The sequence below is a fragment of the Mesorhizobium sp. Root695 genome, from assembly GCF_001428185.1.
GTDB lineage: Bacteria > Pseudomonadota > Alphaproteobacteria > Rhizobiales > Rhizobiaceae > Mesorhizobium.
In genome coordinates, this window is record NZ_LMHO01000001.1 from 552,812 (window position 1) to 569,411 (window position 16,600).

The window sequence follows — 16,600 nt, forward strand, 5'->3', positions numbered from 1 at the left end:
AATGCGTTCGCTCTATCCACCCACGGCAGTGAGGGATTGAAGCGCGGCCTTGAGCTTTTCAGCGCCGCCCAGTGCGGCGCGGTTGAGCGGGGCCGATACGACGGGAGCCGAGAGGCTTCCCGTCACATGCAGGATCTCGTGATCGAGATAGTCGAACACGCGATCCTGAATCTCCTGTGTCAGTCGTCCGCCAAGCGACAGTCCACGCTGCACCTGTTCGACGACGGCCACCCGGTTGGTCTTGCGGATAGAGGCTTCCACCAGCGGCCAGTCTAGCCCGGTCGGGTCAAGGCTGCGCAGGTCGATGATCTCGGCGTCGATGCCGGTTTCCTCGACCACCTGGCTGGCGCTGGCAACCATGCTGGCGCTGGTGAGCAAGGTGCAGGCGCTGCCCGCCCTGACGATCTTCGCCTTGCCGAGCCGCACGCAATAGTCGCGGTCATCCGCAGGCACAGGCCCCTCGCTCGGGAACAGTTCGACATGCTCGATAACGACGACCGGATCGTCGCATTTCAGCGCTGAATTCATCAGGCCGATATAGTCGAAGGGCGTCGTCGGTGCGACGATGCGCCAGCCGGGAAATAGGGCAAACAGTCCGGACGGATCGCCCGAATGCTGCGAACCGTAGCCGGTGTGCGGCGAGACGCGGACCCTGACCACGATCGGCACCGGGAAACCGCCGCCGAACATGTGGCGCACCTTGCTGACCGCGTTGAACAGCTGGTCGGCGGCAACCAGGCAGAAGTCGCCGAACATGATCTCGACGATCGGCCGCAGACCGCAAAGCGCTGCACCCAGCGCCACGCCGACAAAACCGTTCTCGGCGATCGGCATCGCCAGCACACGCTCCGGCCAGCGCTCCAGCGCGCCCTTGGTGGCGCCTGAAACGCCGCCGCGCAACCGATGCACATCCTCGCCCATGATGATGATGCGCGGGTCCTGCTCCATGGCGCGGGCAATCACCTCGGACGCGGCAACCATGAATTTGACCGGCTTGGTCTCGGCCGGCGGAACATCCTCGATCTCGAGGAAACGCTTATCCCTGAGTTCGGAAAGATCGCCGCGGATCTGGTTGTCGACGTCGCTTGGGTTCGGCCACAGATGGTCCGGAATGCGCGGCGCGTTGCCGCTCATCTCGGTCAAGGAATCGGCGGCGCTGTTGACCACCTCCATGACGCGCTGGTCGAGTGTGCCGAGGTCGGAAGCGTTCAAAATGCCCATCGTCTTCAGGCGAGCCGCCATGGTGGTAAGCGGGTCACGCGCTTTCCAGGCGTCTTCCTCGGCGCGCGTGCGGTAGCCGAATTCGCTGCCTGGGCGGGCGCCGCTCTGATGTAAAAACCGGTAGCAGAGCGCCTCGACCAGCACCGGGCCTCCGTCCTCCTCGATCGTCCGGCGCGCCTCGCGCATGGCATGGTGAACCGCCACCACATCCATGCCGTCGCATTCGATGCCGCGAAAGCCAAGCATCGGCCCACGCGAGGCCAGTCGCGTCTCGCGCGTCTGCTCGTTGATGTGTGTCGAGACGGCATAGAGATTGTTTTCGGCGAAAAAGATCACCGGCAGTCGGTAGAGCGCGGCGATGTTCATCGCCTCATAGGCCGGCCCCGCCATCATCGTGCCGTCGCCGAAGAAGGCGACCGAGATGTTACCGGTGCCGAGCAGCTTGTCGGCGAGCGCGTAGCCGGCCGCGTGCGGCAGGTTGCCGCCGATAATGGCGCTGGTGCCAGGAATCCCCGAGGCGTCGTCGCGCATATGCATCGAGCCGCCACGGCCACCGCAGTAGCCTGCGGTGAGACCCATGATCTCGGCCATCAGGCCGCGAACCGAGCCCTGCATGTCGGGGTTGAAGGCGTCGTGAAGGGGATCGAAACCGCCTGGCGTCTGTGCGTTGACCAGCTTGGCCAGCACCTGGTGATGGGCGCGGTGGGTGCCGTTGATGCGGTCGCCGGTGCCGAGCACGGACATCGCCCCGACCGCCGTCGCCTCCTGGCCGATGCTGGCATGTGCCGGACCATGCACCAGCCCGGCATTGGCGAGGTCGAGCACTTTTTCCTCGAAACGGCGGATGAGCAGCATCTGGTGATACCAGCGCACCAGGCTCGAAACCTCGGCGTCGTTCCAGTCCGAATCGTCGACGTCGAGCCGCAACCAGGGCGCCGATGGCTGGATCGATGTCTGCTGGACCATGTCAGCTATTTCCATTCTGGTAGATGATATATCAAATATTTTCTCAGTCGATTGCGGTGGGTTGTTTTTCCTGGGGCACTGCACTGTCTTGCGGGCATCACACAAATGGAATTAAATTTCATTTTCAGTGCGAAGTCGAGACTAAGCCGGGACGGCGGCGTTCCGCAAGAGGAATTTTGAAGCCTGCATTCAGGTCATTTCACTCTTGAGCCGAATGCCGGATTGCGGTGAAAGCAACACCCTCAAGCAAGCATGTCGGCATCCTCGCCGGATCACGGCGTCAGATTTCAGGTGCGACTCCGCGTCGGTATGATATAATCACACCGACGTTGTAGGAGAAATCATGGCCGCTACCGAAAAACGCACCTTCAGCCTGCCAGCAGAGCAGGCTGCTTTCATCGATCATCTCGTGAAAACGGGAACCTACGCGACCAGCAGCGAAGTGATCCGCGCCGGGCTTCGCGCCCTGCAAGAGCGCGACGCTGCCGTAGAGCGCTGGCTACGCGAGGAAGTCGTGCCGACCTATGACAGATGGAAGGCGGATCCTTCCCGAGTGATCCCAGCCGACCAGGGTTTTGACAGTATCCGCGCTCATCACGCTGCCCGTCTCAAGGGGGATGTGTGAAGCGTCGGCATGTTGTTCTGTCGCCGGAAGCGCTAGCGGACTTGCGTTGGATATACGACACCATCGCGTCGGCCGCCGGCAACGCCACGGCAATGCGCTACATCGAGCGGATCGAAGCCCATTGCCGGGGGCTTGACCACGCATCGGAGCGAGGAACACGCCGTGACGATCTGCGGCCGGGGCTTCGGGTCATCGGTTTCGAGCGCCGTGTGACGGTGACCTTTACCGTGGAATCCGACCAAGTGGTGATTTTCCGCGTGTTCTATGGCGGGGCCAATTGGGAGGACGAGCTGTAATCTGCCACGGGAAAGAGTCGTGAATCGGATGGTCGCGTGAACCCCGGCTAGCGATCCACCAGGTGCTGGAAGAACTGCAAAAACAATTCCCGCTCCGTGGTGATGTCGAGCTTCTCGTAGATGCGCCGGCGATGGTTCTTGACGGTGCCGACTGTAATGCCGAGACGCTCGGCGATGTTCGCCGTCGGATGGCCGGCAAGGATCAGCTGGACAAGTTCCCGCTCGCGCAGCGACAGCTCCGGCCACAGGCTGGCTGGGATGGTCGGCTCCTGCCGGGGCGAGGCGCCGGGGCCTGTCGGCGCCGATGTGCGGGAGAATTCGGTTCCGCGCGCCTTGATGTCGAGCGCATGCAACGCCTCGAACACCGGCAGCCGCTCATCCAGCAGCGCGATCTCACTCTCCTTGAACGAAGTGATCGAGCGGTCGAGGAAGATGCCGAGGCACCAGTCGCCGCCGTCGGCAAGCATGATGCCGACTTCGTCGCAAATCTCCGACTGCGCCAGGAAGCCGGCAATGTACTGGCCGCGCTTGGCTTCGTCGTCGGCAAGCCGTTTCAGCGGCATGATGCCCAGCCTTCGCTCGCGCCGCCACGAGGCATAGAACGGGTCGAAGACATAGTAGTTGTCGAGATAGCGCCGGACCATCTCGTCAGAGAAGCGCCGGTGCTTGATGAACTCTGGCGTTTGCGTCGCCGAGTAGCGCGTCACCGTTACGAGGTCGTGCTCGATGTCGGCGCCGATCAGATCGATCAGGCAGTCGACATGCCTGTCCGTGCCGATTGCGGCGATCGCGTTGGCGAGCGGCGCCCAGATGGTCCCCATGCGCATTCCCTTTTCTCGGCGATCTCAGCCCAACCGTCATTGTGTCTTTAGGCATATGGCGCGAGGCCGCCCAATGAATCTAGCCTTGCGTCAACCTAGACCAGATCCGAGGCGACCGTGACCCAGCCAAACCTGACCAGTCCAATCATTGGCAATCCAATCGTCATCGGTATCGACGCCGGCGGCACCATGACCGACACGATCCTTGTCGATCAGGACGGCCACTTCAAGATCGGCAAATCGGCGACCACGCCGAAGAACGAAGCCGAGGGTTTCCTGGCCTCGGCCGAGGATGCCGCGGATGCCTGGGGCATCTCGCTGGAATCGCTGTTCTCAGGCGTCAACGTCGTGCTCTATTCGGGCACCGGCATGCTCAACACGCTGTTGTCGCGCACTGGCCGCCGGCTCGGCCTGATCACCACCAAGGGCCTCGAGGACATGATCCTGATGGGCCGCGGCCTGCAGGCCTGGGCCGACTATTCCTATGCCGACCGGCTTCATGCGGTCACCCACCATCATCCCGATCCGCTGGTGCCGCGCCGCCGCACCCATGGCGTGACCGAGCGCATCGACCAGTTCGGCGACATCGTGCTGCCGCTCTACGAACACGAGGTCTCCGCCGCCGCGAAAAAACTGATCGCCGACAAGGTCGAGGCGATCTGCATCATGACCATCTTCTCGCACGTCAATCCGGTGCACGAGAAGCGCATCGCCGAGATCTGCCGCGAGGAGGTCGAGAAGGCCGGCGCCGACATCATCGTCTACACCAGCCATGAGGTCCGGCCGGTCATCCGCGAGCAGTCGCGGCTGAACTCGGTGCTGATCGAAGCTTACGCCACCTCGCGTGGCCGCAAGCAGCTTAGGGGTATCGAGGACGTCTCGAAGAAGTACGGCTTCAAATATGGCGTGCAGACGCTGCTCTCCTTCGGCGGCCTGACCTCGATCAACCATCCGCGCCTGCATGAAACCATGATCTCCGGCCCGATCGGCGGCATCCTGGGTGCTGCGTATGTCGGCAAACTGATCGGCAATGATTCGCTGATCTGCTCGGACATGGGCGGCACCTCCTTCGATATGGGGGTCATCACGCGCGGCCAGACGCGGATCGAGAACGAGCCGCTGATGGACCGTTTCAAGCTCAACGTGCCGACGCTGCATCTCGACACCATTGGCGCCGGCGCCGGCATGATCCTCAAGGTCGATCCGTTGACCAAGAAGGTCAGCCTCGGACCGGAAAGCGCCGGCTCTGATCCTGGCCCAATCTGTTTCGATCGTGGCGGCACCGAACCCACCATCGCCGACTGCGACGCCATTCTCGGTCGCCTGAACCCGCATTATTTCCTGGGCGGCAAGGTCGTGCTGCAGATCGAAAAGGCGCGCCGCGCCTTCCAGGAGAAATGCTCCGACATATTGGGCGTCGGACTGGAGGAAGCCGCAGAAGGCATGATCGACATGCTGGAGTCCGATGCCAACAACGCGCTGCGCCGCGTCATCTCGGGCCAAGGCATCCACCCCTCCGAATTCACGCTGCTGTCTTATGGCGGTTCCGGTCCGCTGCATCTGGCCGGTTGCTCCAGGGGCATCGGCTTCAAGGACATCATCACCTTCCAGTTCGCTGCTGCTTTCTCCGCCTTCGGCTGCACCACGGCGGACTTCATGCGCCGTCATTCCGTCTCCACGCAGCACGACATCCCCTCGCGCGCTGACGAGACCACACTGGCCGCTTTCGGCGCGAAGGTGACGACAGTGTGGAACGATCTGACCAAGGCCGCGGTCGACGAGATGATCGCCGACGGCCATGCGCGTGAGAAGATCAAGACGGTGCCGTTCCTGATGATGCGCTACACCGGCCAACTCGAGGATGTCGAAGTCATGGCGCCGCTTGCCGAAGTCAGCTCAGCCGACGACATGCGCAAAGTCATCGACGAATTCGAGGCGGTTTATGCCAAAGTCAACCATCGCGTGTCGCGTTATGGCGAGGCCGGCTTCACCATCGCCGAACTCGGGCTGATCGCCACCGCCGACAAGGTCAAGCCGGTGCTGCTCAAGCGGCCGCTCGGCGCCTCCAATCCGGCAGCCGCCCACAAGGGTGTGCGCGAGGCCTATATTGGTGGGCGTTGGCACAAGGCCAATCTCTACGAGATGGATTTGCTGCAGCCCGGCCACGAAGTGATCGGCCCGGCCATCATCGAACATCCCGCCACCACGCTCGTCGTTCATCCGCAGGACCGCGTCCATGTCGATGAATGGACGCTGCTGCACTACACCCATGCTTGAGAGGGCGATCGCCATGTTGGACAAACCTGCTTCGGCCCTGCGCCTTCGCGAAAGACTGCTCGATTCCGAGCGGCTGATGGAAGAGACCGGCTGCTATGACGGCATCACGGAACTCACGCTGCGCAACCAGGATCCGCTGAAATTCGAGACCCTGCACACCAAGCTGCGCGCCTATTGCGTCTCGGCACGCGAAATGGCCCGCCGCATCTCGGCCTCGCCCGGCGTGCGCGAGGTCGGCGAAATGGTGGTCGCCATCTATACGCCCGAGGGCGACGCCATCGCGCTCTCCAACGGCATCATGGTGCATGTCCATACGATGAGCCGCTTCATCAAATGGATGATCAAGAACGGCTACGAGGACAACCCGCGCATCCGCGAGGGCGACATCTTCGCCAATAACGACGCCTTCATCGGCACCGTGCAGGTGCCCGACGTGATGGACGTCGTGCCGATCTTCCATGAGGACACACTTGTCGGCTGGGCCGGCGCTGTCTGCCACGAGCTGGAAGCCGGCGGCATCACGCCGGGCGGTGACGTGTGCCTGGCACAGGAGCGCTTCACCGAAGGCCTGTTCGTCTGTGCCGAGAAGATCGGCGAGAACGATGAGATCCGCCGCGACTACGTCATCCGCTGCGAGCGCAATCTGCGCATGCCGATCTATTGGGTGCTCGACGAGAAGGCCAAGGTCGCCTCCTGCATCGATATGCGCGAAAGCGTCAAGCAGCTGATCTCGGAGATCGGCCTCGACTACTGGATGAAGGTGTCGAAGGAGTTCATCGAGGAAGGCCGCCGCGCCCAGCTCGCCCGCACCCGCCAGCTCACCGTGCCCGGCATCTATCGCGGCCACACTTTCTACGGCCACGTCACGGCGGGAAAGCCCGGCTTCCAGCTGCTCGGCGATCCCGACTGGCTCTACAACATCCCCATCGAGATGGAGATCACCACCGACGGCAAGATCACCATGGACTTCGAGGGCACGCAGCCCTGGGGCTACCATTCGATGAACTGCACGCCGGCCGGCATGGATGGCGGCATGTTCGTGACGCTGACCCAGCACATGAATTTCGAAGGGCTGGTCAATGACGGTGCCTGGATGGCGACCGAACTGAAACTGCCGCACGGCACCTGGACCAACCCCGACAACGAGATGGTAGCCACCGCCACCTCATGGGCGCTGCTTCTGCCGGCCTATGGCGTGTTCCAGCGGCTTTTGTCGCGCAGCTTCGTGGCGCGCGGCTATGTCGAGGAAGCCTTTGTCGGCCAGGTCAACAGCCCGATGATCGAGATGGGTGGCGAAAGCCAGTACGGCACGCCGTTCGGCATGGCGCATTTCGAATGCGCCGCCGCCGGTTCCGGCGCGCTCGCCATCAAGGATGGTCTCGACACCGCTTATGTCGGCTGGAACCCGGAATCCGACATGGGCAACATCGAGGTCTGGGAACAGTCGATGCCGATGGTCTATATCGGCCGCTCGATCATGCCCAATTCCGGCGGCGCCGGCAAATATCGCGGCGGCTGTTCCTTCGTCTCAACCTGGCTGGTCAACAACACGTCGCATCTGCGGCTCCATACCTCGGAGCACTCTTCCAGGGTGTTCGACAATGGCGGCATGTGCGGCGGTTATCCCGCGCCGACCTGCCAGAAGCATCGCGCGGTGCGCAATTCCAACATTCACGAACTGGCGGCAAAAGGCGAACCGCTAGCGCATGCGCCCGGCATCGACCCGCATGTCTCCGACTACGAGAAGAACATCGGCGGCGACCATGTTGTGGTCGAGGGCCCCTACATCACCTCGCCGCACAAATCCGGCGATATCTTCAGCCATTCCTACAATGGCGGCGGCGGCTATGGCGACGTGCTGGAGCGCGATCCGATCAAGACGGCCTGGGATGTCGAGAACGGTTTTCTCACCCGGCAAGCGGCGGACCAGGTTTTCGGCATCGTGCTGAAGGACGATGAAGACGGCTATCCCGTTGCCGATATCGACGCCACGGTCGAACGTCGCGCTGAGATGCGCAAGCAACGCCTGGCCAAGGCGATACCGGTGGCGGACTGGATCGCCAAGGAGCGTGGCCGCGTCGAAAAGGCCGACTTCGCCCCAGAGGTGAAGAAAATGTACGCCAGCGCAATCAAGCTGTCGTCGCGCTTCACCAGGGAATTCAGCGAGTTCTGGAACGTCGACGCCAGATCGATCTTCATGCCGGGAGCAAAGCCATGACCTCGTACAGCAAGGAAGTCCTGGGCGATCTGGCCGCCGGCAAGCTGCCTTGGCCGCAGACAAGGCGCATCATGAGCGCCTACAAGGACGATGACCGCTTCTTCAAGATGGTCGCCGTCTATCAGGACCGTGTCGCCTGGAAGGACCCGATCCTGCTGCCGGTCTCCGACCATCTGTTCATCTGCCAGAGCGGCGATGAGCGCATCACCCGTTGCGAATGCGGCCATTCCTTCGGCGACTATCGCAAGAACTGGAAGCTCAACGCCGCGATTAACGTGCGCAACACCGAGGAGGCTTTGCGCGAGATCTATCCGAACAGCGATCTCCCCGATCCCGAATGGATGGAAATCCGCGAATTCATCTGTCCGCAGTGCGGCACGCTGCATGAGGTGGAAGCGGCGGCACCCGGCTATCCCATAGTCCACGATTTCGAGCCCGACCTCGAAGGCTTCTATCGCGAATGGCTTGGCAAACCGCTTTAGGAACCATGAATCGCTGTCGATCGAGCCTGCGCCGGTGTGATTGCCAAATCCGGTAAGGCCTGATTGCCTGCCCGGAACGAAGCGGAGACCGTGCGCCATGAACACCCTTTCCGGCCGCAGTGCCATCGTCACCGGCGGTTTCTCGGGTATGGGCTTTGCCATTGCGACTGCGCTGGCTGAGGCCGGCGCCAACGTTGCCGTCGGCTCCTACATCGCGCCGGTCGGCTCCGACAGATCAGATGCCGCCTACTATCCCGGTGCGGACGAGATCGAGCGCGTGCGTGCGGCTCTTGCAGCCCACGGAACCAGGGTCCACGCCGCTCACCTCGACGTGCGCGACAGCGACGTCACCAACCGTTTCGCGGCGGACGCCGAAGCGGCCATCGGCCCCGCCGACATTCTGGTCAACGCCGCCGGCACCACGGCCGAGCAGCCGGTCTGCGGGCATTCCGACGCGCTGTGGGACAAGATCGTCGACACCAATCTGACCGGCGCCTTCCGCGTCACGCGTGCCGTGCTGCCGAGCATGATCGAGCGCGGCTGGGGCCGCATCGTCAATATCGGCTCAACCGCCGCCTCGGTCGGCTGGAAGGACAACCCTGCCTACTGCGCGTCCAAGGCCGGACTTCTCGGCCTCACACGCTGCGTGGCGCTGGAAGGGGCGGCGCACGGCGTCACCTGCGTCATGATCAGCCCGACCTGGGTCGAGACCGAACTGATGCGCCGCAATGTGGCGCAGGTCGTCGAGCGCGAGGGCAAGGGGCGCACGCCTGAGGAGGCGATGGCCGAGATCGCCAGGGGCAATCCGCAGCAGCGCATGCTGCAGCCTCAGGAGATCGCCGCTCTGGCGGTCTTCCTGTGCTCTGATCTGGCCAAGGGCATCACTATGGAAAACATACAGATCACCGGCGGAGCCCTGTGGTAGCGTCTCGGACGTGGCTGATCTCTCCGCAGATGCCTCGCTGTAAGACAAGGTGACCGAATTTGCCATTGAGCGCCGGGCGCGATAGGTTATATTGCACTGCACAATGGAGACGCGGTTTATTGCACGCCCATGTTTGCGAAAATTCCGGCCGGATCATGGCTTGCCGGCCCTGGGTCGTGTCGGCGGGACTCTGAGATGAAGATTCCAAAGTCCCTGCTGATCGATCCCGAGAAGAACTCGGTCTATGGCGCCTTTGCCGTAGCCGTCTCGATCTGGGCGTTTTCCTATTCGGTCATTTTCGGCCAGGTGCTGATCCTGGCCTATTATGCGGTCTGGCTTCCGCTCATCCTGGTCGATTACCGGCGGTTCCTGCGGCGGCTGTCCAGCGCCTGGCTGCCGCTGCTGTTTGCGGCCTATGTCTGCTTCTCGGTTTTCTGGTCGCAGGCGCCCGGCGTCACCGCGAGGACTTCGATCCAGTATTTTTCCCATATCGCCTGCGCTTACGTAGCTGCGCGCACCGTCAGCGTGCGCACATTGACCATAGGCGCCCTGGTCGGGATATTCGTCGTCCTCATCTATTCGCTGAAGGTCGGAAACTATTCCGAGGATGTTCTCGACGGCACCGTCAACTTCGTCGGAGCCTTCGCCTCCAAGAACCAGATCGGCTTTGTCGGCTCTCTCGGCATCTATTTCTGCTTTGTCTTCCTTGCCTTTTACCGGCGCGGCCGGCTGAGTCTCATCCTGGCGGTGCCCGTCGTGCTGCTGTCGGCCTATGTGCTGGTCGTCTCGCATTCCGCCACTTCGATGGCCTCGATACCGGCGGTTCTGGCGCTGGTGGCGCTTCTTGCCATGAGCAAACTTCTGTCACGGCGCTATCGCCGGGTGATCTTCCTGATCGGTGCCGGCCTGCTGGTCGTAACTGCCTTCGTCGCCTTGAATCTCGGGCTGATGGACTTCGTCCTCGCCCTCTTCGGCAAGGATTCTACGCTCACCGGGCGGACCTATTTGTGGGCGCAAGGCTGGAATGCTGTGCAGAAATCGCCGATTCTCGGCGTCGGTTATGCCGCCTATTGGGTGCAGGGCTTCGCCGAAGCCGAGCGGCTTTGGAACGAGTTCTACATCACCAACCGCACCGGCTTCCACTTCCACAACACCTATATCGAGGCCCTCGTCGAACTCGGCTTCGTTGGGGCGACGCTGGTATCGCTGATCATGCTGCGCACGCTCTACGGCCACGTTTCGGCGGTCATCTTCAGGACCTGGCAAGCGGATTCGGTGATCCTCGTCGGCGTGATGGTGCTGCTGCTGATCCGCTCCTTCGTCGAGGTTGAGATCCTCAATCCCTACATCATGGGCTCTTTCCTGATGTATTTCAGCTTCTTCAAGCTGGCGCGGCTGCCCGTTACTCGTACGCGGTGGTCGCAGGCCCTGGAGCCGGCGGAGGCGGCCAGGGGCGCGGCTGACTGGCCCCGGCATGCCGGCCGTCCGGCGGCGGCCGGTCCGTCATGAGTGATCAACTCGCGGGCTGAAGTCAGAGTTCGCAAAACCGTAGCGACGCCGCGCTTGTCGCGATCTGGGCCGAACTCCGATATGCTTGCCGCAAAGCATAGGAGGTTTCATGCCATATGCTATTGAGACATGCCCGGACGACGTTGATCGGTAACAAACGCTTCTTCACAGCTTGGCCGAAGAGGGCAGTCGGATCGCCAACGCAATCTGGCAGCCCGCGCGCGATATTCTGACAGAGAACGGCCCATTCACGCAGCCGTCTGGCTACATCATCATTTTGGGGTACCCACGCTAAATGCTGGCCAGAAGCGCCCCCGCTGACGTGATCGGCATGCCGTCCGCGTCACGCGCATTGCTACAGGCGACGAAACCATCGGCCGACGCTGATTTCAGATTTAAAACAGAGACACCACCCCAACCCATCCGTGCCGGATGGTTTGAAACACTAGGGTGGTGCCGGGTTCGCGAGGCTACTGGCTGGCCAGCGGCGCCAGCTTGACCTTGATCACATCGCCAGGCAGCACCAGTGTGTCTTCCTTGGCGGCTATTTCGCTGGTCTTGCCGTCGACATTGCGCACCAGTGAATAGAGCAGAGTGGGCTGCTGATCATTTGTCATGGCGGCCGTCGTCGCGGGATCGGTGGCCTGGGCTATCAGGCCTTTCTGCATATTCGCCTTCAGCGCGGCCTCGTTCAGGTCGGCCTCGGTCTGCTGCCGATCGGTGGCGAGACTTGAACTCAAGGTGTTCTGGGCATCGATGGCGTCCTGCTTCGCCTTGCTGATCGCCTGCTTGGCGGTAAGGATGGCCGTCTCGTAGTCCAGGATCTTGCCCTGCAGGTCGGCGACCGACTGTCGCGAATCCAGCAGCCGGGCGTTGGCGATCAGGCCCTTCTGCGCCAGCGTGCCGATGCTGGCGAGTTGCTGCTGTGACAGGTCGACCTGCTGCTGCTGGTTGACGATCTTCTTCTGCAGCGATTCGATCTCGGATTCCAAAACCCCTTTCAGATCGTCGAGCGCTTCAAGCTTCAGCTTCAGCGCCGTTTGGTCCGCCGTCAGGATCGTCATCTCGTCGGCGACGATGGCTGGCAGTCTCGGATCGCCCTCGACCTCCTTAGGCACGTCGAAACTCGCCTTGCCGGCCATGTCCGCGTCGATGCGGGCGCGCCGGACGACCAGCCGAATGCGCCGGTCGTCAGAGACATCGAAGTTGCCCTTGGCGGTGACCAGGTCCTTGCCGAGTTGAGGGCCGTAGTCGGCGGTTCTCCTGATGCCACCGGCGACGCTGATGGCCTTCAACACCGTCAGGTCGGGTACATAAGGAAATTGGCCTGGGTTCTGGACTTCGCCCGAAATGTAGAATGGCCGGAACTGTGCCATCTCGACCGAGGCTTCCGGTCTGTCCGACAAAGCGAGCTTTTTCTGCAAAGCCTCGCCGATCGCCGTTGCGATTTCAGACGTGGTCTTGCCGGATGCCGGCAACTCGCCGGCGAAGGGCACCGACAGTGTGCCGGATGGACCGACCGTGTACTCGCCGTTCACCGCCGACCAGTCACGAAATGTGCCTTCCACGGTCTGCCATTCGGCAACGCGGATGGTCAGCTTGTCCTGCGATCCGAGGCGGTAGTCGCCGGCAGCCGCGACGTGGGGGATGACGAGCGACACGGCAAGGCATGTAGCCAGCAAACGCGCCCGCCGCAGACGGCCGGAAACCGGGCCGCTGCGAAAGGCTTCGATCATATCTGTTTTCAACTGAACGTTCCGATCCGCTTTAGCCCCATCGCCCGATGAACTTGCGTCGAATGGCGGCGCCAATGTCTGGCATTGGCCGCCGGCTTGATCAGTAAGAGCCGCGCGACATCCACACGGCCGGGACGGTCTTGATGATGATGCGAACGTCTTCGAACAGCGACCAGTTCTCGACATAGTGGCGGTCGAAAGCGACGCGACTGTCATAGGATACATCGTTGCGGCCGCTGACCTGCCACAGGCCAGTCAGGCCGGGGCGGGATTTCAGGTAGTAGACGGCGGATGTGCCATAAATCTCCAGTTCGTCGCGCACCACCGGACGAGGGCCGACAAGGCTCATATCGCCCTGCAGGATGTTGATGATCTGCGGCAGCTCATCGAGGCTGAGTTTCCTCAGCACCGCTCCCACGCGGGTGACGCGCGGATCGTTCTTCAGCTTGCGGGTCGCCATCCATTCCGCATTGGCGTCCGGGTTGGTGGCGAGATAGGCTGCCAGCACCTTGTCGCCGTCCGGAACCATGGTGCGGAACTTCAGGCAAGGAAAAATCCGCCCGCCGCGCCCGATTCGCCTGTGGCCGTAGAAAATCGAGCCGCCGTCGGAAAACTTGACGAGCAGCGCTATCATGACAAACAGCGGGCTGAGGGCGATCAAGCCAATCAGTGAACCGGTGATATCGAAGCTGCGTTTCAGCAGGCCGCCGATCGGCGGCGGAAAATCGATGTCAGCCTGCGAAAAGCTCGCGGTGGCCGACTTGGCAGCGTCCCTCATGCCGTAAACTCCATGCGTTGAACGAATGGTTCACCACACGATACCAAAAAAATGTTGCAGCGCAACACACAATTTCCCGCCCCTTTGAAATAGTCACGTCATGAATTGACTAAATAATAAGCTAGACATGCACAAATTTCGGGATATTTAGCACATTTGTGACAACAAACGGGCTCGGTCGAAAAAATAAGGACCTTTTTAGGGCGATTTCTGGGCAGCCCTACCTATCTGCCAGGGCGCGGCGAACTTTAGTGCTTTAGCATGCCATGATACTTGGGGCAAACCGTATAAAATACTACTAATATTGCCTATTTTACTGAAACCTGCGGATGGCCGGAGATCGGCTTGAATCCGGTCGCGTGCATTGCACCATGGCAGAGTCGATTGCAAAAGCTCGATCAAAAATATCCGCAGTTGCCCTTGCCGCCTACTGCTCGCCTTAATAGAATTGCAAATTATACCTGTCAGAGTAGCGACAGGTATCAAAGGCCGGAAGCAACCGGTCGAGAGTGGGCGACCTTAAACAAGCCCACATGACAAGGGACGGCGCTCGGGTGGGGCAATCGTTAAATGTACCCGAGCCGGTTTATGGGCTGTTGGGTATGGCACTTCCAAAATTCATCCTCGGGATGATTTTCGCTTTGGCGATCGTCGTTTGCTGGTCGTGGCTGGGCGGCGCGTCGATAGGCACAATACTGGTGCGCGTGATCATATGCGCCGTGGTCATTCAGGCGGGCTATTTCGTGCTCATCTATGCCATGATCGCCAGGAGCGCGCCGACGCGGGCTGACATGGCTCGTGACGCTGAGCGAAAACTGAATGCGCCCGAGGTCGCCGAAGGCGAGAAGCTGGGCAGCGCCAGGCGCAGCCTGCACTAACCAGCGCCCGACCGGCGTCAGGCGACGTTGGCGGGTTGGGGTTCCGACTGTTCCCCCGACAGCATCCTCGACAACCGGCTACCGGTTTTTTCTTTCAGCCGCTGATATTGGCCGACCTCGACGACACGGCCGTTTTCCATCGCAACCACCCAGTCGGCGAAGGCGATCATCGACGGCCGGTGCGCAATGGTCAGGATCGTCATCGTGCCGCGCAATCCATCGATCGATCTGGCAATCAGCGACTGGTTCTGCCAGTCGAGGGCGCTGGTGGCCTCGTCCAGGATGAGCAGCGACGGCTTGCGCAGCAGCGCGCGCGCAAGCGCGATGCGCTGGCGTTCGCCGCCCGAGAGCCGCGCGCCGCGGTCGCCGACCACCGTATCGAGCCCGAGGTCGAGCCGTTCGACGAACTCGCCGGCGTGCGCCGAGCGCAGCGCGGTCCACAGCTCGTCATCGCTGGCCTGCGGCGCGGCAAGGCGCAGGTTCGCCGCGATCGTGTCATGCAGCAGGAACACGTCCTGCGGCACATAGGCCACCTGGTCGCGCCAACGCCGGCGATTGCCCGCATCGATCTCGACACCGTCGACCAGCATCTTGCCGGCGCTCGGCTCAAGCAGGCCAAGCAGCATGTCGGCGATCGTGCTCTTGCCAGATCCGGAGGGGCCGATCAGCGCGGTGACCTTGCCTGCAGGCAGGCCGAAGGTGATGCCGGTGACCACCGTCCTGACGGGGTCGTCGCCATAGAAGAACGAAACGTCCCTTACGTTGAGCCCGGTGGTGAGCGACAGCTTGTCGCCTTCCCCGGCTCCCGCTTCGTCTGGCTCGCGTTCGGCGTCGAACCGTGCCTGCAGGCTGCGCATCGACGTGTAGGCGGGCAGATTGATCAGTACCTGCTGAGCCTGCGTCTGCATGTCCATGAAGCGCGGCGCGATGCGCATGAAGACCAAGAGCAGGACGACGATCTCGGCCAGCGACAGGTTGAAGCGGACCAGCGCCACATAGATGAACAGGCTCAGGCCCACGACGCTCGCCACCTGGAACACCGCGGTGCCGATGGTGCTGTTGCGCACATAGTCGACATTGTCGGTCTTCATCTTTTCCAGTGTCGACTGAAGTTGCGCGAAATAGCTGGCTTCGACGTTCAGGCTCTTGGCCACCTTGATGCCGCCGAGAAATTCCGAGACCGTCCGGTACTGATCCTGACGGTTGGCGGTCAGCACCCGGCCAAAGGCAGTGGCCCGCGTCCGGAAGGGCTGCAGCGCCACGAACATCAGGATGCCGATGACGATGGCAAACAGTGTCATGACCGGTGAGATGAACATGGAAATCAGCAGATAGCCGGCCAGAAGCACGGCGATCTGCACCAGCATCAACAGTGAGAAGGCAGCACCCTGGACGCGGTCGATGTCGCCGGTCAGGGCATGATCGAGGTCGGAACTCCGCATGCGCGTAAAAACGCCCCAGCGCGCCTTGCCGATGCTCTCGAACAGGTTCATGCGCACGCGGTTGATGAAGTCGAACAGCAGTTTGGCCATGTAGACCGACTTGAAGCGGTTGAACGCCGCCTGCACGGCAACAAGCCCGACGAGTGCACAGAGCACCGTGGTCAGTTGCAACGTGCCGTCCGGCACCAGCCAGCGCACGAAATCATTGTTCGGCAGCTTGACGGCGAAATCCTGGTCGGCGCGTCCGACCAGATGCAGCAGCGGGATGAGCAGCAGGATGGAGATGCCCTCGGTCAGGCTGCCCAGGATAAGGAAGATCAGTGCCGTCCAGGCGCGCCGGCCACCGATCTGGGCAATGGCGGCGCCGAATGCGGCAATGTCTCGAAACAGCGACAGGCGAAGGATCGGGGACTTCGACATGATTGC

At 61.9% G+C, this 16,600-nt stretch carries 13 protein-coding genes; 8 read left to right on the forward strand and 5 right to left on the reverse strand.

Annotation, left to right across the window (positions count from 1 at the left end; genetic code table 11):
* Positions 1-12: 12 nt before the first annotated feature.
* Positions 13-2,187: a dehydrogenase E1 component subunit alpha/beta gene (locus tag ASD99_RS02690; RefSeq protein WP_057142699.1), complete on the reverse strand. Its 2,175-nt coding sequence runs from the start codon at positions 2,185-2,187 to the stop codon at positions 13-15.
* Between the two features lie 343 nt (positions 2,188-2,530).
* On the opposite strand from ASD99_RS02690, the gene ASD99_RS02695 reads away from it, so the two are divergent.
* Both ASD99_RS02695 and ASD99_RS02700 read left to right on the forward strand, forming a co-directional pair.
* The gene (locus ASD99_RS02695) at positions 2,531-2,812 is read left to right on the forward strand and encodes a type II toxin-antitoxin system ParD family antitoxin (protein ID WP_056589867.1); all 282 of its coding nucleotides are present in this window, start codon (positions 2,531-2,533) and stop codon (positions 2,810-2,812) included.
* Positions 2,809-3,108: a type II toxin-antitoxin system RelE/ParE family toxin gene (locus ASD99_RS02700; protein WP_056589871.1), complete on the forward strand. Its 300-nt coding sequence runs from the start codon at positions 2,809-2,811 to the stop codon at positions 3,106-3,108. The genes ASD99_RS02695 and ASD99_RS02700 overlap by 4 nt, the downstream gene beginning before the upstream one ends.
* 47 nt (positions 3,109-3,155) lie before the next feature.
* Here the strand turns inward: ASD99_RS02700 and ASD99_RS02705 are convergent, their stop codons facing one another.
* Positions 3,156-3,935, reverse strand: coding sequence for a helix-turn-helix transcriptional regulator (locus ASD99_RS02705; RefSeq protein WP_056589874.1), 780 nt, complete (start codon positions 3,933-3,935; stop codon positions 3,156-3,158).
* Positions 3,936-4,076: 141 nt separating this feature from the next.
* On the opposite strand from ASD99_RS02705, the gene ASD99_RS02710 reads away from it, so the two are divergent.
* The 5 genes from ASD99_RS02710 (at position 4,077) to ASD99_RS02730 (ending at position 11,340) form a co-directional block, all read left to right on the forward strand.
* Positions 4,077-6,206, forward strand: a complete 2,130-nt coding sequence (locus ASD99_RS02710; protein ID WP_156388916.1) for a hydantoinase/oxoprolinase family protein — start codon at positions 4,077-4,079, stop codon at positions 6,204-6,206.
* Positions 6,207-6,219: 13 nt separating this feature from the next.
* The gene (locus ASD99_RS02715) at positions 6,220-8,424 is read left to right on the forward strand and encodes a hydantoinase B/oxoprolinase family protein (RefSeq protein ID WP_057142701.1); all 2,205 of its coding nucleotides are present in this window, start codon (positions 6,220-6,222) and stop codon (positions 8,422-8,424) included.
* Entirely contained in the window at positions 8,421-8,906 is a 486-nt protein-coding gene (locus ASD99_RS02720; protein ID WP_057142612.1) for an acetone carboxylase subunit gamma, read from the forward strand. The genes ASD99_RS02715 and ASD99_RS02720 overlap by 4 nt, the downstream gene beginning before the upstream one ends.
* A gap of 97 nt (positions 8,907-9,003) precedes the next feature.
* Entirely contained in the window at positions 9,004-9,831 is an 828-nt protein-coding gene (locus ASD99_RS02725) for an SDR family NAD(P)-dependent oxidoreductase (protein ID WP_057142613.1), read from the forward strand.
* Between the two features lie 195 nt (positions 9,832-10,026).
* The gene (locus ASD99_RS02730; protein ID WP_056589887.1) at positions 10,027-11,340 is read left to right on the forward strand and encodes an O-antigen ligase family protein; all 1,314 of its coding nucleotides are present in this window, start codon (positions 10,027-10,029) and stop codon (positions 11,338-11,340) included.
* A gap of 470 nt (positions 11,341-11,810) precedes the next feature.
* Here ASD99_RS02730 and ASD99_RS02735 read toward each other — a convergent pair whose 3' ends face one another.
* The gene (locus tag ASD99_RS02735; protein ID WP_056589890.1) at positions 11,811-13,076 is read right to left on the reverse strand and encodes a polysaccharide biosynthesis/export family protein; all 1,266 of its coding nucleotides are present in this window, start codon (positions 13,074-13,076) and stop codon (positions 11,811-11,813) included.
* A gap of 100 nt (positions 13,077-13,176) precedes the next feature.
* On the reverse strand, positions 13,177-13,854 hold the full coding sequence (locus ASD99_RS02740) for a sugar transferase (protein WP_056589893.1): 678 nt from the start codon (positions 13,852-13,854) through the stop codon (positions 13,177-13,179).
* A gap of 533 nt (positions 13,855-14,387) precedes the next feature.
* Here ASD99_RS02740 and ASD99_RS02745 point away from each other — a divergent pair.
* Positions 14,388-14,732: an exopolysaccharide production repressor exox gene (locus tag ASD99_RS02745; RefSeq protein ID WP_244482906.1), complete on the forward strand. Its 345-nt coding sequence runs from the start codon at positions 14,388-14,390 to the stop codon at positions 14,730-14,732.
* Positions 14,733-14,749: 17 nt separating this feature from the next.
* On the opposite strand, the gene ASD99_RS02750 is transcribed toward ASD99_RS02745, so the two are convergent.
* Positions 14,750-16,594, reverse strand: coding sequence for an ABC transporter ATP-binding protein (locus ASD99_RS02750; RefSeq protein WP_057142614.1), 1,845 nt, complete (start codon positions 16,592-16,594; stop codon positions 14,750-14,752).
* Positions 16,595-16,600 lie beyond the last annotated feature (6 nt).